19 protein-coding genes are annotated in these 16283 nt (G+C 73.9%); 11 read left to right on the top strand and 8 right to left on the bottom strand.

What is annotated here, in order from left to right:
- The first annotated feature begins 256 nt into the window (after positions 1–256).
- Genes AA75_RS09925 through hemB form a run of 5 tightly spaced genes read left to right on the top strand, consistent with a single transcriptional unit; the run spans position 257 to position 6263 of the window.
- Positions 257–1132, top strand: a complete 876-nt coding sequence (locus AA75_RS09925) for a redox-sensing transcriptional repressor Rex (protein ID WP_033819493.1) — start codon at positions 257–259, stop codon at positions 1130–1132.
- A gap of 34 nt (positions 1133–1166) precedes the next feature.
- Positions 1167–2555 carry a glutamyl-tRNA reductase gene (locus AA75_RS09920; protein WP_082526384.1) on the top strand — a complete coding sequence of 463 codons (1389 nt, stop codon included), beginning with the start codon at positions 1167–1169 and terminating at the stop codon, positions 2553–2555.
- Positions 2556–2593: 38 nt separating this feature from the next.
- Positions 2594–3583: a hydroxymethylbilane synthase gene (gene hemC, locus AA75_RS09915; protein WP_051812072.1), complete on the top strand. Its 990-nt coding sequence runs from the start codon at positions 2594–2596 to the stop codon at positions 3581–3583.
- A complete protein-coding gene (locus AA75_RS09910) occupies positions 3580–5226 on the top strand; it encodes a bifunctional uroporphyrinogen-III C-methyltransferase/uroporphyrinogen-III synthase (RefSeq protein WP_033819492.1) in 1647 nt (548 codons plus the stop codon). Before hemC ends, AA75_RS09910 begins: the two co-directional genes overlap by 4 nt.
- A 56-nt stretch (positions 5227–5282) precedes the next feature.
- Complete coding sequence (gene hemB, locus AA75_RS09905) at positions 5283–6263, top strand: porphobilinogen synthase (RefSeq protein WP_033819491.1); 981 nt, start codon at positions 5283–5285, stop codon at positions 6261–6263.
- Between the two features lie 92 nt (positions 6264–6355).
- Here the strand turns inward: hemB and AA75_RS09900 are convergent, their stop codons facing one another.
- The 3 genes from AA75_RS09900 to AA75_RS09890 all read right to left on the bottom strand — a co-directional run bounded on the left by AA75_RS09900 (position 6356) and on the right by AA75_RS09890 (position 7740).
- The gene (locus AA75_RS09900; RefSeq protein ID WP_033819490.1) at positions 6356–6613 is read right to left on the bottom strand and encodes a hypothetical protein; all 258 of its coding nucleotides are present in this window, start codon (positions 6611–6613) and stop codon (positions 6356–6358) included.
- Between the two features lie 237 nt (positions 6614–6850).
- Positions 6851–7195: a hypothetical protein gene (locus AA75_RS09895; RefSeq protein ID WP_033819489.1), complete on the bottom strand. Its 345-nt coding sequence runs from the start codon at positions 7193–7195 to the stop codon at positions 6851–6853.
- Between the two features lie 200 nt (positions 7196–7395).
- The gene (locus AA75_RS09890) at positions 7396–7740 is read right to left on the bottom strand and encodes a hypothetical protein (RefSeq protein ID WP_033819488.1); all 345 of its coding nucleotides are present in this window, start codon (positions 7738–7740) and stop codon (positions 7396–7398) included.
- A 453-nt stretch (positions 7741–8193) separates the two neighbouring features.
- Between AA75_RS09890 and AA75_RS09885 the strand changes: the two genes are divergently transcribed.
- The gene (locus AA75_RS09885) at positions 8194–8859 is read left to right on the top strand and encodes a hypothetical protein (RefSeq protein WP_055731240.1); all 666 of its coding nucleotides are present in this window, start codon (positions 8194–8196) and stop codon (positions 8857–8859) included.
- Positions 8860–8973: 114 nt separating this feature from the next.
- Here AA75_RS09885 and AA75_RS09880 read toward each other — a convergent pair whose 3' ends face one another.
- The 4 genes from AA75_RS09880 to AA75_RS09865 all read right to left on the bottom strand — a co-directional run bounded on the left by AA75_RS09880 (position 8974) and on the right by AA75_RS09865 (position 10751).
- Positions 8974–9372, bottom strand: a complete 399-nt coding sequence (locus AA75_RS09880; protein ID WP_033819486.1) for a hypothetical protein — start codon at positions 9370–9372, stop codon at positions 8974–8976.
- 124 nt (positions 9373–9496) lie between these two features.
- Positions 9497–9781: a chaplin gene (locus tag AA75_RS09875; RefSeq protein WP_033819485.1), complete on the bottom strand. Its 285-nt coding sequence runs from the start codon at positions 9779–9781 to the stop codon at positions 9497–9499.
- Positions 9782–9862: 81 nt separating this feature from the next.
- Positions 9863–10105 (bottom strand): chaplin, encoded by a 243-nt coding sequence (locus AA75_RS09870; RefSeq protein WP_033819484.1) that lies wholly within the window; start codon positions 10103–10105, stop codon positions 9863–9865.
- A gap of 403 nt (positions 10106–10508) precedes the next feature.
- On the bottom strand, positions 10509–10751 hold the full coding sequence (locus AA75_RS09865; RefSeq protein ID WP_033819483.1) for a chaplin: 243 nt from the start codon (positions 10749–10751) through the stop codon (positions 10509–10511).
- Between the two features lie 258 nt (positions 10752–11009).
- Between AA75_RS09865 and AA75_RS09860 the strand changes: the two genes are divergently transcribed.
- The 3 genes from AA75_RS09860 (at position 11010) to AA75_RS09850 (ending at position 13971) form a co-directional block, all read left to right on the top strand.
- Positions 11010–11249 (top strand): chaplin, encoded by a 240-nt coding sequence (locus AA75_RS09860; RefSeq protein ID WP_033819482.1) that lies wholly within the window; start codon positions 11010–11012, stop codon positions 11247–11249.
- Between the two features lie 295 nt (positions 11250–11544).
- The gene (locus tag AA75_RS09855) at positions 11545–13203 is read left to right on the top strand and encodes an RICIN domain-containing protein (RefSeq protein WP_233288976.1); all 1659 of its coding nucleotides are present in this window, start codon (positions 11545–11547) and stop codon (positions 13201–13203) included.
- A gap of 63 nt (positions 13204–13266) precedes the next feature.
- Positions 13267–13971, top strand: a complete 705-nt coding sequence (locus AA75_RS09850; RefSeq protein WP_051812071.1) for a hypothetical protein — start codon at positions 13267–13269, stop codon at positions 13969–13971.
- Here the strand turns inward: AA75_RS09850 and AA75_RS53950 are convergent.
- The gene (locus tag AA75_RS53950; protein WP_063794321.1) at positions 13958–14839 is read right to left on the bottom strand and encodes a hypothetical protein; all 882 of its coding nucleotides are present in this window, start codon (positions 14837–14839) and stop codon (positions 13958–13960) included. The genes AA75_RS09850 and AA75_RS53950 overlap by 14 nt on opposite strands.
- A gap of 181 nt (positions 14840–15020) precedes the next feature.
- Between AA75_RS53950 and AA75_RS09840 the strand changes: the two genes are divergently transcribed.
- The gene (locus tag AA75_RS09840) at positions 15021–15776 is read left to right on the top strand and encodes a sugar isomerase domain-containing protein (RefSeq protein ID WP_033819481.1); all 756 of its coding nucleotides are present in this window, start codon (positions 15021–15023) and stop codon (positions 15774–15776) included.
- A partial coding sequence (locus AA75_RS49170; protein ID WP_033819480.1) for a BadF/BadG/BcrA/BcrD ATPase family protein occupies positions 15773–16283 on the top strand: 511 nt, incomplete at its 3' end. The genes AA75_RS09840 and AA75_RS49170, both read left to right, overlap by 4 nt.

Here is a 16283-nt window from a genome sequence, read left to right as displayed (position 1 = left end):
AGGCGGCCCGGGTGCCCTGGCCCCGGCTGGAGCCCGCGGCCGCGGCCCGCCCGGGCGGGGGCGTCCCGCTGCTGTGCCGCGAGGTGCCCGTCGGGCCGCCGCCGCCCGACGAGGACCGGCCGTGGACGGCGCTGTCCGCCGCGGGAGGCGAGTGATGCGCATCACTGTGCGGGGACAAAACGGACACCATCTTTGTGCACACGTTCACAAACGCATAGCCTGGCTGCCTAAGCCCAGCTTCACCCACAGGAGCACCGTGGCAATCGGCCGACCCACCCAGAGCAGTTCGCAGACGCCCGACGCAGGCGCCGCGCGCCGACCCTCCCGTGCCCGGGGCATCCCGGAGGCGACCGTCGCCCGCCTGCCGCTCTACCTGCGGGCGCTCACCGCGCTCTCCGAGCGCTCGGTGCCCACCGTCTCCTCGGAGGAGCTGGCCACCGCCGCCGGGGTCAACTCCGCCAAGCTGCGCAAGGACTTCTCCTACCTCGGCTCGTACGGCACCCGGGGCGTCGGCTACGACGTCGAGTACCTCGTGTACCAGATCTCCCGTGAGCTGGGCCTCACCCAGGACTGGCCGGTCGTCATCGTCGGCATCGGGAACCTGGGCCACGCGCTCGCCAACTACGGCGGCTTCGCCTCCCGCGGCTTCCGGGTGGCGGCCCTGCTGGACGCCGACCCGGCCGTGGTCGGCAGCACCGCGGCCGGCCTGCCGGTGCGCCACATGGACGAGCTGGAGGCCATCGTGGCCGGCCAGCAGGTCTCCATCGGCGTGATCACCACCCCGCCCGGCGCCGCCCAGCAGGTCTGCGACCGGCTGGTGGAGGCCGGCGTGACCAGCATCCTCAACTTCGCGCCCACCGTGCTGACCGTCCCGGACGGGGTGGACGTGCGCAAGGTCGACCTCTCGATAGAGCTCCAGATCCTCGCCTTCCACGAGCAGCGCAAGGCCGGCGAGGAGCCCGGGCAGGACGGCGGCATGCTGGACCGCGCCCCGGGCCCGGTCCGGGCCGCCGCGGCCAAGCTGCGCCGCGCCGCGGGCGGCGCGAAGGGCGAGCCCGCCAAGACCGAGGCCGCCAAGACCAGGTCCGGCAAGGGCACCGACGGCGACCGTTCCGCGGTGATGCCGGCATGAACGCCATGATCCACAGCTGTCGCGGGGGTCGGTCATGAGCCTGCTCGTGGTCGGCCTGAGCCACCGCACCGCCCCGGTCGGGGTGCTGGAGCGCGCCGCACTGACCGGCGACGTCCCCACCCGGCTGCTGCACGACGCCGCCGCCACGGCGACCGTCGGCGAGGCCGCGCTGGTCAACACCTGCAACCGGATCGAGCTCTACGCGGACGTGGACAAGTTCCACGCCGGCGTCGCCGAGCTGTCGCTGCTGCTCGCCCACCACAGCGGCGTCGACCTGGAGGAGCTCACCTCCCACCTGTACGTGCACTACGAGGACCGCGCCGTCCACCACCTGTTCTCGGTGGCCTGCGGCCTGGACTCGATGGTGGTCGGCGAGGGCCAGATCCTCGGCCAGCTGCGCGACGCGCTGGCCCGCGCCCAGGAGGAGCACACCGCCGGGCGCGGCCTGAACGAGCTGTTCCAGCAGGCCCTGCGGGTCGGCAAGCGGGCCCACAGCGAGACCGGCATCGACAAGGCCGGCCAGTCGCTGGTCACCTTCGGCCTGGAGCAGATCGCCGCGCAGGCCGGGGAGATCGCCGGCAAGCGGGCCCTGGTGGTCGGCGCCGGCTCGATGAGCTCGCTGGCCGCCGCCACCCTGGTCCGCGCCGGCGTCACCGACCTGCTGATCGCCAACCGCACCGCCGCCCGCGCCGAGCGCCTGGTGGAGATCCTCGGCGGCGCCGCCCGGACGGTCGACTTCGCCAAGGTGCCCGAGACGCTGGCCGACGTCGACCTGGTGATCTCCTGCACCGGCGCCGCCGGCGTGGTGATCGGCGCGCCCGAGGTCGCCGCCGCGGTCGCCGCCCGCACCGCCCCCGGCCCGCTCGCCTTCCTCGACCTGGCCATGCCGCGCGACGTCGACCACGCCGTGCACGGGCTGCCGGGCGCGCTGCTGGTCGACCTCGAGAGCCTGTCGCACGCGCACGCCGCCACCCCCGGCGCCGGCGACGTCGACGCGGTCACCACGATCGTCGCCGACGAGGTGGCGGCCTTCGCCGCCGCCCAGCGGGCCGCCCGGATCGCCCCCACCGTGGTGGCCCTCCGGTCGATGGCCTCCGACCTGGTCAGCAGCGAGCTGGCCCGGCTGGACAGCCGGCTGCCCGGCCTGGACGACCGCTCCCGGGCGGAGATCACCCAGACCGTCCGCCGGGTGGTCGACAAGCTCCTGCACGCACCCACCGTGCGGGTGAAGCAGCTCGCGGCCGAGCCCGGCGGAGCCAGCTACGCGGAGGCACTGCGCGAGCTGTTCGACCTGGACCCGGCAGCGGTGCACGCCGTCTCCGGCACCCCGGTCGGCGGCCCGGCCTCCCCGGCCGCCGGCCCCGCGATCGGCGCCCAGGCCGTCCACCCCGGTGGCAGCAAGGGAGCCGGAGCCTCCAGATGAACCACCAGTCAGCCCATCAGCACGACCAGGACGATCCTATGCATGGTCAACCGAGCACCCACGAGGGCGAGCCGCGACCGCTGCGCCTCGGCACCCGCCGCAGCGCCCTCGCGATGGCCCAGTCGGGCATGATCGCCCGCGAGGTCACCCGGGTCACCGGCCGCCCCGTCGAGCTGGTGGAGATCACCACCTACGGCGACACCTCCCGCGAGGCGCTCGCGCAGATCGGCGGCACCGGCGTCTTCGTCTCCGCCCTGCGGGACGCGCTGCTGGAGGGCCGGATCGACCTCGCCGTGCACTCCCTGAAGGACCTGCCGACCGCGGCCCCCGAGGGCCTGCGGCTGGCCGCCGTGCCCGAGCGGGAGGACCCGCGCGACGCGCTGGTCGCCCGCGACGGCCTCGGCCTGGAGCACCTGGTGGAGAAGCTGGCGGGCCGCCCGGCCCGGATAGGCACCGGCTCCCCGCGCCGGACGGCCCAGCTCAACGCCTGGGCGGCGGCCCGCGGCACCGCCCTGGAGACGGTCGCGATCCGCGGCAACGTCGACACCCGGATCGGCTACGTCGACGGCGGCGAGCTGGACGCCGTGGTGCTGGCCACCGCCGGCCTCAACCGGCTCGGCCGCGCCACCGAGATCACCGACCACCTCGACCCCGCGCTGATGCTGCCGGCCCCCGGGCAGGGCGCGCTGGCCGTCGAGTGCGTCGACGCCGGCCTGGCCGCCGAGCTGGCCGCGCTGGACCACCGGCCCACCCGGGCCGCCGTGGTCGCCGAGCGCGCGCTGCTGGCCGCCCTGGAGGCCGGCTGCTCCGCCCCCGTCGCGGCTCTCGCGACCTGGGACGGAACCGAACTGCGGCTGGAGGGCGTGGTCGGCACCGTCGACGGCGCCACGCTGCTGAAGATGACCGCCAACGGCCCGATCGTCCTGGACGAGGACGCCGAGCAGCACGCCGCGGCCCTGGGCCGCGCGCTGGCTGACCGGCTGCTCGCCCAGGGCGCGGCCAACCTGATGGGGGAGCGAGCCCGATGAGCCCCACCACCGCCGGCAGCCCGGCCGGCAACCCGGTCCCCACGACCGGTCGTTGCACATTCCTGGGCGCGGGCCCGGGAGACCCGGGTCTGCTGACCCTGCGCGCCGTCGACGTGCTGGCCTCGGCCGACGTCCTGGTCACCGACCCGCTGACGGCCGCCGCGGTGCGCACCCACTGCCCGGCCGGGGTCCAGGTGCACAGCCCGGCCGAGGACACCGGCCTGGACGTGGCCAAGCTGGTCGCGGACGCGGTCCGGGCCGGCAAGCACGTGGTCCGCACGGTCGACGGCGACCCGGGCCTGGACGGCTGCGCCGCCGAGGAGATGCTGGTCTGCGCCCGCTCGGCGATCCCCTTCGAGGTGATCCCCGGCGTCGCCCAGTCGGTCGGCGTCCCGGCGTACGCGGGCGTCCCGCTGCGCGGCAGCCACGGCGCCGACGTGCGCTTCGTCGACGGCGCCCAGCTGCTGGCCGGCTCCGCCCCCGACCTCGGCGTACCGGAGACCACCCTGGTGGTCCGCACCACCCTCGGCCAGCTGCCGGCCACCGCCAACGCCCTGGTGGCGGGCGGCCGCAAGCCCGAGTCGGCGCTCTCCGCGACGCTCTCCGGCACCACCACCCGGCAGCGCACCTTCACCTCCACGCTGGCCTCGATCGCGGCCGACCTGAAGGCGGCCCGGGTGCTGCCCTCCCCGGTGTCGGCCCCGGTCGACCCGGCCACCTCGGTGATAGCCGTGGTGGGGGAGCAGGTCGCGCACCGCTCGTCCCACTCCTGGTTCGAGACCAAGCCGCTGTTCGGCTGGAACGTCCTGGTGCCGCGCACCAAGGAGCAGGCCCACGGCCTGTCCGACCAGCTGCGCTCGTACGGCGCGGTGCCGCAGGAGGTGCCCACCATCGCGGTGGAGCCGCCGCGCACCCCGCAGCAGATGGAGCGCGCCATCAAGGGCCTGGTGACCGGCCGCTACGAGTGGATCGCCTTCACCTCGGTCAACGCGGTCAAGGCCGTCCGCGAGAAGTTCGAGGAGTACGGGCTGGACGCCCGGGCCTTCGCCGGCATCAAGGTCGCGGCGGTCGGCGAGACCACCGCGCAGGCGCTGGTGGACTTCGGCGTCAAGCCGGACCTGGTCCCCTCCGGCGAGCAGTCCGCCGCCGGGCTGCTGGAGGACTGGCCGCCGTACGACCCGGTCTTCGACCCGATCGACCGGGTGCTGCTGCCGCGCGCCGACATCGCCACCGAGACCCTGGTGGCCGGTCTGGTCGAGCTCGGCTGGGAGGTGGACGACGTGACGGCGTACCGCACCGTCCGCGCCTCGCCGCCGCCGGCCGAGACCCGGGAGGCGATCAAGGGCGGCGGCTTCGACGCGGTGCTCTTCACCTCCTCCTCCACCGTGCGCAACCTGGTCGGCATCGCCGGCAAGCCGCACAACGTCACGATCATCGCCTGTATCGGCCCGGCGACCGCCAAGACCGCCGAGGAGCACGGCCTGCGGGTCGACGTGATGGCGCCAGCGCCGTCCGCCGGCGCCCTCGCCCAGGCCCTCGCGGAGTTCGGCGCCAACCGCCGGGACACCGCGACGGCCGCCGGTGAGCCGGTCTACCGGCCCAGCGAGCGCCGTCCCGGCTCGCGCCGCAAGGCCGCGCGCTGACACCCCGCCCGGGGAGGCCCCGCCTCCCCGGGCCTTCCACCGTTCGGAGTCGCCCCGTGTCCGCCGAGTTCCCGTACGTCCGCCCGCGCCGACTGCGCACCAGCCCGGCGATGCGCCGGCTGGTCGCCGAGACCAGGCTGCACCCGGCCGAGCTGATCCTGCCCGCCTTCGTGCGCGAGGGGATCGACGAGCCGCGGCCGATCACCTCGATGCCGGGCGTCGTCCAGCACACCCGGGACACCCTGCGCAGGGCCGCGGTCGAGGCGGCCGAGGCGGGCCTCGGCGGCATCATGCTGTTCGGCGTCCCCGAGGTGCAGGACGCGGTCGGCAGCGAGGGCACCAACCCGGACGGCATCCTGCAGCAGGCGATCCGCGACGTGGTGGCCGAGGTCGGCGACGCCCTGGTGGTGATGAGCGACCTCTGCCTGGACGAGTACACCGACCACGGCCACTGCGGCGTGCTCGCGGCCGACGGCAGCGTGGACAACGACGCCACCCTGGCCCGGTACGCCGACATGGCCGTGGTGCAGGCCGACGCGGGCGTCCACCTGGTCGGCCCCTCCGGCATGATGGACGGTCAGATCGGCGTGGTCCGGCAGGCCCTGGACCAGGCCGGCCACCAGGAGGTGGGCATCCTCGCCTACACAGCCAAGTACGCCTCGGCCTTCTACGGCCCGTTCCGCGAGGCGGTCGGCTCCTCGCTCAAGGGCGACCGCAAGAGCTACCAGCAGGACCCCGCCAACGCCCGCGAGTCGCTGCGCGAGCTGGAGCAGGACCTCGCCGAGGGCGCGGACCTGGTGATGGTCAAGCCCGCCATGGCGTACCTGGACATCCTGCGGCAGATCGCCGACGCCTCCCCGGTGCCGGTCGCCGCGTACCAGGTCTCCGGCGAGTACGCGATGATCGAGGCCGCCGCCGCCAACGGCTGGGTGGACCGCGAGCGGATCATCCTGGAGACCCTCACCTCGATCCGCCGGGCCGGCGCCGGGCAGATCCTGACCTACTGGGCGCTGGAGGCCGCCCGGATGGTCCGCTGACCCGGCATCCCCACCCGACACCCCCTATGACACGGCCGGAGGCCGGGCCGCGGTGGATCCGCGACCCGGCCTCCGGTACGTCCCGCCCGGTGTCAGTCGATGACGGCGATGCCCTCGGCGCCGCCCGCGACGGCGGTGGAGGTCGCCCAGCCCCACTGCTGGCCGGCCGCGAAGATGTGGCTGGTCTCCGCCCAGCCGTGCTGCTCGCCGGCCAGGAAGGGCTCGTGTGCGGACGCCACGAACTCGCCACCGCCGCCCGCGGCGACGTGCGCGTACGCGGGGGCGGAGACGCCGGCGAGGGCCACCGCGGCGACGGTGGTGAGCAGGGCCTTGCCCAGCATGCTCTTCATGAGAAGTCCTCTCTTGTGCGCGCTCTCGGCACCCTGCGGACAGAGCCGACGGCGCGCGTGACGGGGGTCACTACACGTGATCACAATGGTGCGACGGCCGATGGTCAGTACGCGCCGGATCGACGCGCTGTCACCCGAACGCACCGCAGCCGTACGGGTGTTGGCGGCCCGATAAAACGGCGAACGCCGGGCCGGGGGTGAATCCCCCCGGCCCGGCGTCCGCTGCTGCCCGGTAGATCAGCCGATCAGGTGGCTGACGCCACCGTCGCCGCTGCCCACGGTGTTCTGGCCGACGACGCAGGTCTGCTCCGGGTTGTTGTTCAGGGCCTTGACCTCGATCGGCACCGCGGCGCCGATGACGGCGACGGCGATGTTGTGGACCTCCGGCAGGCAGAGGTTCGGGTTGTCGAGGGTGTGGTAGTTCGGGCTGTGGTTGCCCTCGGTGCCGTTGTGGTTGGTGCCACCGTTGCCCTGGCCGGAGACGGCGGCGCCGTCCGAGTCGCCGATGGCCATCGCGGGGGCGGTGGCCATGGTGAAGCCGGCGGCGGCGATACCGGCGACGGCGAGAGCCTTCTTGATCATTTCTTGGGGTTCCTTTTCGGATCTGATGGAGTGGAGCGACTGCCCAACCGGTGGCTCAGATTGGGCCGGTGGAGCGGGCCCGGCCGGGGGAGCGGGCCGGACCCCGGATCTGTGCGGCACGTACGGGTGCCGGACGGGGCGGTGGTGCCGGGCCGGTGGCGCAGGAGTGCCGGCCGGCCCGGCGTCGGCCTGAGGAGGCCTCAGCCCACCAGGTGGGACACGCCGCCGTCGCCGCTGCCGAGGGTGCTCTGGCCGACGACGCAGGTCTGCTTCGGCTGGTTGTTCAGAGCGTCGACCTCGACCGGGACCGCGACACCGAGCACGCCGACACCGATGTTGTGGATCTCGGGCAGGCAGAGGTTCGGGTTGTCCAGGAAGTGGAAGTTGGGGCTGTGGTTGCCCCAGGTGCCGGTGGAGTTGGTGCCGCCGTTGCCCTGGATCGAAGCGGCGGAGCCGTCCGAGTTGCCGATCGCGGCGGCGGGGGAGGCGACGGCGGCCAGCGCGGCGGCAGCCAGGCCGACGGAGGCGAAGGTCTTCTTGAGCATGAGCTGAGATACCTCTCTGAATGCTAGGGACGGTCGTCTCGGCGGGCTTGACCGCTGTTTCGTGCAAAGCGTTCAACGAGCGACCCGGTCTGCGGTTGCTAGCCCGTCAGGGGGGATTTCGAAATGCGGCCGACCGTTGAAGACGCGAGGGCTCCAGCGGATCAGCGGTCCGACTCCTGCCGCCGTTCTGGCTGCGACATCCAGCTCAAAGAATCAGCGGCGGGAAAGTTACGGCGGATTGCCCGGTGGGTCCCGGGGATCGCTCGCAGGAGTGTCAGACGGTCGGATTAATAGGCCGTACCGGTTAACTCTCGCAATCCTGGGCGGGCGTGGCTCGTTTGGACAGAGTGCTTTCCGCTGCGCGGCGGACCCACGCACGGCGGCTACCGATCCGAACGCACCATCCCATGGTCCACGCACCATCCACGATCCACGGACAGAACGGTGAACAGCATGAAGCTCTCCAAGCGGGCGACCGGAGCCCTGCTCCTGGCGGTCGGCGCCGGCGTCGTCGCCTCCCAGGGCGCGGCCGCGGCAACCCCCATGACGCCCGAGGAGGTCGCCTCGCTGGAGGACAGCCTGTCCACCCGGACCGTGCCCTTCACGATCCCGCTGAGCGCCCCGACCAGCCGGCTGCCGGTGCTGGCCGAGGGCGGGGAGGTCTCCGGGGCGATCCCGACCTCCCCGCTGATGCCGCCGCCGCCGAAGGCCGGCCACCAGCTGATGCCCGAGCAGGTGATCCCCTCGCTGGCCGCCGGCAAGGTCGGGCCCGCCCTGAAGACCACCCTGCCGCTGCCCGCCGCCGCCGACGGCGTCACCCCCGGCACCCTCGGCCTGGACGCGCCCTCGGCCCCGCTGCACGCGGCCGGCCCGGCGCTCGAACTCGGCCAGCCGGTCTCCTACCTCGGCGACCACAGCGGTGAACTGGCGGACGGGATGCTGGCCTTCGGGGAGCTCGACCCGCGGCTGGTGACCGAGGGCGTCCAGGCCGTACCGGGCGCCAGCGCCTCGCTCGGCGGCGACGACAAGCCGGTCTCCGCGGTCGACACCCTGCGCGCGCTCACCGAGGCGGCCGGCACCAGCGTGGACGGCGTGCTGAACCAGGACGTCGAGGCCTGAGCCCCGGCGCCGGCGCGCCCGGCAGCGTCCGCCGCCGGGGCCGCCCCGTGACGGAGCCCGGCACCACCCCTCGGGGCGGTGCCGGGCTCCGTCGTACGGGCGTCGGCGGCGGGCTCAGCCCGGCAGGGCGCCGAGCAGCGGGCCGACGGCCGGGAGGTCCTTGGCGCCGCCGCCGGCGGTCAGCGGGCCGGTCAGGGTGCCGGTGCCGATGGCGGGCAGGCCGTTGTCGGGCTGGACCCCGACGCCGTTGTTCAGGAAGTCGGCCGAGGACTGCGCCCACGGGTCCAGCCGCAGCGTCTTGACCGGCGCGACGGCGTAGCCGAGGCCGCTGCTGGTGCCCTCCATGGCCTGGCCCAGGTCGGTCGGGGCGAGCCGGGGGGCCGGGAGCTGGGGCACGGGCAGGCCGCCGGCCGGCTCCACGGGGGCGGCCTGCGCGGCGGGGGCGGCGGCCCCCAGCAGCATCGCCGCGCCGATCGCGGCCAGCGCGCCGGTGCCGGTCGTCTTGAGTGCCATGCGGAATCAACCCTTCGGTGGGTGCTGGTGGTTGGGCGTGTCGCGCCGGGGCGGGCCGACGCGAGCTGCCCCCCGGCCAGGGCCGGGGGGCAGCGACGCGAGGCGGGGCCGGATCAGCGGGTGATCAGCAGTCCTCGTCCATCACGGGGGCCGAGTCGGTGTGCGGGATGTCGACGTTGGCGCAGGAGTTGCCGAACGCCGGGTTCAGGGCGCCGATCACGTTGATCGAGTTGCCGCACAGGTTCACCGGGACGTGCACCGGGATCTGGATCGAGTTGCCGGACAGCACGCCGGGCGAGTTGGTGACGACGCCCTCGGCACCGGCGCTGGCGGCCGCACCGCCGGCGGCACCGAGCACCAGGCCGGCCGCGGTGGCGGAGAGGAGGGCGGCCTTCTTCACGTTCTGCATGGGAGTTGATCTCCTAGATCAAGCACGGGGAGGGGTGCGCCGCACCACCCGGGCGGGTGGTGCGGCGCGGGCACAGCTGCGTCAGCCGACGTTGGCGCAGGAGTTGCCGAACGCCGGGTTGAGGATGGAGATGACGCCGATCGAGTTGCCGCAGACGTTCACGGGGATGTGCACCGGGATCTGGATCGAGTTGCCGGAGAGCACACCGGGGGAGTTGGCGACGACGGCCTCGGCGCCCGAGCTGGCGGACGCGCCGCCGGCCGCACCGAGCACCAGGCCCGCGGCGGCGAGCGAGAGGGCGGCAGCCTTCTTGAAGTTGCGCATAGGGTTCTTCCTCCGTTTTCTGCCCGGCCGTGGGCGGCCGGGTGCCGGGCGAATCAGAATCATCGCCCGCTGGCTTCTGGATGCGCCGTGATTGTCACTCACGCGGCTCAGGGATTGCGTGTCGCCCGTGGCGTGGGCGGAGGCGGGCCGCGCAGTGGTGCGCCTCGCGGTCATTTCTCGCACGGCCGAGAGACAACCGCACTCCGGCGCGTCCAGGAGAGTGTTTCGAAGGACCAGGAATCAAGCCCGAATTGACGGGCCGTCGGCCGCGTCGTGTTGTTCGGGGGCAGTCCTGGCGTCCGCGCGCTCTCCTGGGGTCGAGGTCCCCGGGGGCCGCGGCGGGCCGGTCCGTAGGGCGGTGCCGGTGACGGCGGTGCCGGTACGGGCCGGCCCGCTCGGGGGATCAGCCCGCGTTCAGGCAGGAGTTGCCGAACGCCGGGTTGAGCAGGCCGACGATGTCCACGGTGTTGCCGCACAGGTTGACCGGCACGTGCACCGGCACCTGGAGCGAGTTGCCGGAGAGGACGCCGGGCGAGCCGGCGACGACACCCTCGGCACCGGCGCTGGCGGACGCACCGCCGGCCGCACCGAGCAGCAGGGCCGCGGCCGCGGCGGAACCGAACGCGCCGTAGGCGAGCTTGCGCATGGGAGGTCTCATTTCTTCGCCCGAGGGCGAGCACCGGTTGGAGCGGGTTTCGCCAGGGAGAACGAGACAGCGGCCGCCGGGAAACGGCCGGGCCGGTTGATCACCCGAATGCCTTCATTGGTGCAACCGGGTGAATGTGCCGGGGGTGGCGCAACTGGAGCATCGGGCCTTCGTTGGGAGTGGTGCACGCCCTGTGCCCTTCCGTGCTGGGCCATGCTGCACGGCAATTGGAAGATCTGATTTTTCGAGGAGACTCAAATGAGCGTCAAGAAGGCTGCCGCTGTCGGCGCCGCCGTCGTCGGCATCGTTGCGGCTGGTGCGGGCTCCGCTGCCGCGAGCGCGGGCGCCGAGGGCGTTACGGCCGGCTCCCCGGGCGTGGCCTCCGGCAACCAGCTCCAGGTGCCGGTGCACATCCCGGTCAACGTGTGCGGCAACTCGGTCGACATCATCGGCCTGCTGAACCCGGCGTTCGGCAACTCCTGCGCCAACGTCGGCTGACACAGGCCCCCAGGCCGTAGCCGGCCTGCTGGTCGATTCCGCAGCATCCGGGCCGCTGCTCCGTCTCTCCCCCTCCTGAGACGCGGAGCGGCGGCCCTGCCGTGTCCGGAGTTCCGGCTGTCGTGACCCTTGTTGCGTTACTTGTCAGTACCTAACATATGAGCCTGACTCATGTTCTGTCTCCCGCCCGTCGGCCGTCGACCCCCACCTCGGCCCGGGCGGGCGCCGTTCCACGCTCCATGCTCCGCGCCGCCCGGCGCACGCCGAGTGGCCCCCACCCCTCAAGGAGTCATGCGTGATCAGGTCTCGACTGTCAGGTCTGCACAGGGGCAGGCCGGTGGCGCTGCTGGCAGCGGCCGGACTGTCCCTTGCCCTCGGGCTCGGCGCGATGCCCAGCGCCACCGCCGCCGACGCGCCGGCGGGTGCCCGGGCGGACCGGCTCCCCGCGATCGTCGCCCTCGGGGACAGTGCGATCTCCGGCGAGGGTGCCGGCACCGACACCGGCGACGACTACGTCCCCGGCACCGACACCCCCGCCAACTACTGCCACCGCAGCACCAGGTCGGAGATCTTCGCCACCGGCCTGGCCGGGCTCACGCCGGTCGACCTGGCCTGCTCCGGCGCGCAGACCGGCGACCTGGTCAGCGACCCGGAGCTGGCGAAGATCACCGGCGGCGGCAGCGGTGACTTCGGCGAGCCCAAGCAGGACGCCCAACTCGCGCAGGTGGCAGGCCAGTACGACGTCAAGATGGTGGTCGTCACGATCGGCGCCAACGACGACTTCGACTTCAGCGGCATCATGCTGAGCTGCCTGGCGCAGTACTTCCCGATCCCCAAGTCACAGGGCTGCCGCGACACCATCGGCACCCCGGAGATCGCCCGCCGGGCCGAGGGCGTCAAGCCCAAGGTGATCGCCGCGCTGACCGACATCCGCAACACCATGCGCCGGGCCGGCTACCAGGACTCCTCGTACCAGCTGGTCTACCAGTCGTACTTCACGCCGATCACCCCGGACATCCGGCGCAACGACTACGTCGGCAAGGTCGCCGACGGCTGCCCGGCCTTCCCCGAGGACCTGGCCTGGGGGCACAACCTGGTGGTCCCGATGCTCAGCGACGCGCTGCGGCAGTCCGCCACCCAGGTGCCGGGGGTGCGCTACCTCGACCAGCGCCGGGTCAGTTACGGCCACGAGGTCTGCGCGGCGTGGACCAGCTCGCCGTACGAGTACACCAACGGTGACGTGATCGACCTCTCGGAGCGCACCCGCAACGGCTGTGACCAGGAGATCGGCATCCCCGGCGTGTGCATGAACATGGTCCGCCAGTCGTACCACCTGCGGGTCGCCGGCTACCAGGGCGAGGCCCGCTGCCTGGCCCAGTTCTACCAGCAGCCCGCGCTGGAGCAGGCGTTCTGCAGCCTGAACCAGCAGAACACCACCTCGATCACGGCGCTCACCCCCGGCCGGCCGTTCCCGGACACGCCCGAGGACGGCTCCTGGTACCAGCTGACCAACGCGGCCACCGGCAAGGTGCTGGACTTCGCCGGCGGCGGGACGTACGGCGACGCGACCAACGGCCGCAGCGCCATCGTCTATCCGGCGGCCGGCAGCCTGAACCAGTCCTTCGTCCTGGAGATCAAGTCCGACGGCAGCTACGAGCTGGACTTCAGCGGCAACCGGGACATGTGCCTGGACGCCACCGGCGCCTCCACCGCGCCGGGCACCCGGCTGGTCCAGTGGCGCTGCAACGGCGGCGGGAACCAGCACTGGGTGCTGAAGCCGGCCGGCGACGGCACCTACAAGCTCGCCGACTCGATGGACCAGGGCAAGGTCGCGGCGGCCTCCGGCGACACCGACGGCGGGGGCAACCCGCTGGTCGAGCTGGCCGCCGACAGCGGCGCCGACAACCAGCACTGGCGGCTGGAGAAGCTGGGCATCGTCTACCTGCACGGCTGACCGGCCGCGGGTGGGACCGGCCTGCGGTCCCACCCGTCCGGGCCGTCGCGATATCGTCGTCCGATGCCCTCCGACCTCGCTGAACTGGCCCGATACGCCGCCGCGCTGGACGCCGGCGAACTGGCGTGGGCCCACGCCACCGGCCGGCTGGACGCCGACGACACCCGCTGGCTGGCCTTCCTGCGCCGCTGCGACCTGGACACCGTGGCGGGCGAGTTCGCCCGGCTCGAACACCTGGAGGACGACGCGGAGCTGCTCGCCGCCTGCCGGGAACTGGCCGCCGCCAGGGGCGGAGCCGCCCGGGTATGGGCCTACCTCGACGACTGCCGGACGGGGGCGCCACCGGCCGCGGGCCGGCAGGAGTTCCTGCTCGACCGGGCCGCCGCCGGCCTCGGCATGGACTGGTCCTCCACCTCCGCACTGATGGGCACCGACCGCCCCGAGGAGGTCGACGCAGCCCTCGACCGGCAGGACCCCAACGCCGGGACCGCCCTGATCGGCCTCGCCGTCACCAACCCCGACCCGGACGCGGTGCTCGCCCGGATCGCCCGCGCGCTGGCCGTCCCGGCGACCCGGCCGCAGGCCGTCACCGCGCTCGCGCACACCGCCCGCCTGCACGGCACCGTCGACGCGGCCTGTCTCGACCTGCTACGCACCGTGCCCCGCGGCAACGAGGCCGACGACGACCTGTGGGCCTACGTCCCGCGCCGCCGCCTGCCCTGGTGGCTCTGGCGCCACCAGCTCCTCGGCCGCTTCAACCGGGGCTGACCTCCGCCACCAGGTCACCGCCCCGGCCGAGGACGTCGAGCCGGGCACCACCGCACTCGACCACCGGACGCGTTCGCCGGCCCTCCTCGTCCAGCTCCTCCCGCGCGGCGGTGACGTACGCCCCGAGCAGTGGGCCGGCGGCGGGCCAGGGCCGTACCTCCCACGCCCAGCCCTCCTCCGGGACCCGGAACGCCTCGAACGGCTGGTCGCGGGCCACCTCCAGGAGGCCGCCGGCCGTCGTCAGCCGGACCGGCAGGCCGTCCTCGAAGCCGAGCCAGAGGTGGAGCGGGCCCTGCGGCGCGGTGCCGTCCCACCGGAACCAGGCGCCGGTCACCCCGGTGATCCGCCGGCCGACCAGCTCGGCCGGGTCCGGTCGGTCCACGTTCCAGTCCCGGGGCAGCGGGTGCCCGCAGACGGCGCAGTCGAACTCCTCCTCCCGGACCACGTTGACCTGCCCGCAGCCCGGGCAGCGCCGGAACTCGAAGGCGTGCTCGAGGTCGTCCCCGTGCGGCACCGCGGCCCGGTCGAGCGCGGCGGCCACCTCCGGCCAGCAGGACGGCCGCGGGCAGTACCCGGTGGACTGGTTGGTCACCGCCCCGGCGGCCCACCCGTCCCGTTCCCGGACGAAGGTGATCTCGCCCGCGGCCCGGACCGGGCCTCCGGCCGCGCAGCCCACGTGCTCGCTGCGGCGGGGCGCCAGCCGCAGCACACCGTCGAGGTCCACCACGTAGGTGAACGGCTCGGTCAGTTCGTCCGGGTCGCGGCCGGCCAGCCAGCCGGCCAGGTCGGCGGGGGAGCGGACGGCCGTGCCGGGACGGTCGGTGGACAGCAGATCAGCGGGCCCGACGTAGCGGTAGAGGCTCGACATCCGGTCAGCAGACCACGTCGGCCCGGACGGCGCCAGGGCGGTGACGGAAGGTCAGGGTCTGTTCCCGCGGCAGTGCGGACCGCTCTGCAACTGTCCCCCAATTGGTCTAGTCCACTCATTGACAGCGGGTCGCACGCGCCCCAATAGTGGTCCACCAGCCGACCACCACAAGGAGCCTGACGTGCCCTCTCCTTCCGCTGCCGACTTCGCGGCCGCCGCCCACGCCGCCATCGATCGTGTCACCAAGGAGCAGGCCGACGGGGTGGTCGCCGCGGCCGAGCTGATCGTCGCCGCCCTCGCCGCCGACGGCGTCGTACAGGCCTTCGGCACCGGACACTCCGAAGCCCTGGCGATGGAGATCGCGGGCCGCGCCGGGGGCCTGGTCCCCAGCAACCGGATCGCCCTGCGCGACGTGGTGCTGCGCGGCGGCCGCCCGGTCGAGATCCTCGAAGGCCCGCAGCTGGAGCGCGGCACCGAGTCCGCCGCCCTGCTGTGGGAACTCACCGCCCCGCACCCGGCCGACGTCTTCGTGCTGGCCTCCAACTCCGGCGTCAACGGCTGCGTGGTCGAACTCGCGCACCTCGCCAAGCGCCACGGCCACCCGCTGATCGTCATCACCTCCGCCGAGCACACCGCCCGGGTCGAGCCCAAGCACCCGTCCGGGCTGCGCCTGCGCGACCTCGCCGACGTCGTCCTCGACAACGCGGCCCCGTACGGCGACGCCGTGCTCCCGATGGCCGGCGGCGGCAAGGCCTGCGGCATCTCCTCGATCACCGCCGCCCTGCTCGCCCAGCAGATCGTCGCCGAGGTGATCCGCCGGATCGAGGACGGCGGCGGCGTCCCGCCGGTCTACCTCTCGGCCAACATCCCCGGCGGCGACGAGCACAACCGCGCCCTGGAGGCCCGCTACGCCGGCCGCATCCGGCGCGCCTCGTGACGACGGGCCCCCTCGTCCTCGGCCTGGACGTCGGCGGCTCCACCACCAGGGTCCTGGTCGCGGACCTCACCGGCCGCATCCTCGGTACGGCCCGCGGTGCCGGGGGCAACCCCGTCTCCAACGGCGAACCCGCCGCCGTCCGGGCGATCGGCGAGACCCTGCGCGCCGCGCTCGCCGACGTCGACCCGGCCGACGTGGCCGCCGGGGTGCTCGGCCTGGCCGGTGGCATGGCGGGCGGGGTGGCGGGCGGGGTGGCCGGCACGTCGGCGCTCGACGGTCTCTGGCCCGCCGCCGGGCTCCCGCACCCGCCCCGGCTGACCGGCGACGTCGAGCTGGCCTACGCGGCCGGCACTGCCAGTCCGACCGGTACCGCGCTGATCGCCGGGACGGGTGCGGTCGCGGCCCGGATCGAGGACTTCGCCATGGCCCGCTGCGCGGACGGCCACGGCTGGCTGCTCGGCGACCGCGGTTCGGGGTTCTGGCTCGGCCGGGCCGCCGTGAGCGGCA

Origin of the sequence: Kitasatospora sp. MBT63, from assembly GCF_000710465.2 — a bacterium.
In the GTDB taxonomy this organism is placed as follows: Bacteria; Actinomycetota; Actinomycetes; order Streptomycetales; family Streptomycetaceae; genus Kitasatospora.
Note: the sequence above shows the minus strand (reverse complement) of the source record. Positions and strands in the feature narration are given on the sequence as shown.

Bases quoted from the DNA above. Each gene is read 5' to 3' on its own strand.
- AA75_RS09920 (WP_082526384.1), top strand. From the start codon at position 1,167: ATGAGCCTGCTCGTGGTCGGCCTGAGCCACCGCACCGCCCCGGTCGGG.
- hemC (WP_051812072.1), top strand. From the start codon at position 2,594: ATGCATGGTCAACCGAGCACCCACGAGGGCGAGCCGCGACCGCTGCGC.
- AA75_RS09910 (WP_033819492.1), top strand. From the start codon at position 3,580: ATGAGCCCCACCACCGCCGGCAGCCCGGCCGGCAACCCGGTCCCCACG.
- AA75_RS09900 (WP_033819490.1), bottom strand. From the start codon at position 6,613: ATGAAGAGCATGCTGGGCAAGGCCCTGCTCACCACCGTCGCCGCGGTG.
- AA75_RS09895 (WP_033819489.1), bottom strand. From the start codon at position 7,195: ATGATCAAGAAGGCTCTCGCCGTCGCCGGTATCGCCGCCGCCGGCTTC.
- AA75_RS09890 (WP_033819488.1), bottom strand. From the start codon at position 7,740: ATGCTCAAGAAGACCTTCGCCTCCGTCGGCCTGGCTGCCGCCGCGCTG.
- AA75_RS09885 (WP_055731240.1), top strand. From the start codon at position 8,194: ATGAAGCTCTCCAAGCGGGCGACCGGAGCCCTGCTCCTGGCGGTCGGC.
- AA75_RS09880 (WP_033819486.1), bottom strand. From the start codon at position 9,372: ATGGCACTCAAGACGACCGGCACCGGCGCGCTGGCCGCGATCGGCGCG.
- AA75_RS09875 (WP_033819485.1), bottom strand. From the start codon at position 9,781: ATGCAGAACGTGAAGAAGGCCGCCCTCCTCTCCGCCACCGCGGCCGGC.
- AA75_RS09870 (WP_033819484.1), bottom strand. From the start codon at position 10,105: ATGCGCAACTTCAAGAAGGCTGCCGCCCTCTCGCTCGCCGCCGCGGGC.
- AA75_RS09865 (WP_033819483.1), bottom strand. From the start codon at position 10,751: ATGCGCAAGCTCGCCTACGGCGCGTTCGGTTCCGCCGCGGCCGCGGCC.
- AA75_RS09860 (WP_033819482.1), top strand. From the start codon at position 11,010: ATGAGCGTCAAGAAGGCTGCCGCTGTCGGCGCCGCCGTCGTCGGCATC.
- AA75_RS09850 (WP_051812071.1), top strand. From the start codon at position 13,267: ATGCCCTCCGACCTCGCTGAACTGGCCCGATACGCCGCCGCGCTGGAC.
- AA75_RS53950 (WP_063794321.1), bottom strand. From the start codon at position 14,839: ATGTCGAGCCTCTACCGCTACGTCGGGCCCGCTGATCTGCTGTCCACC.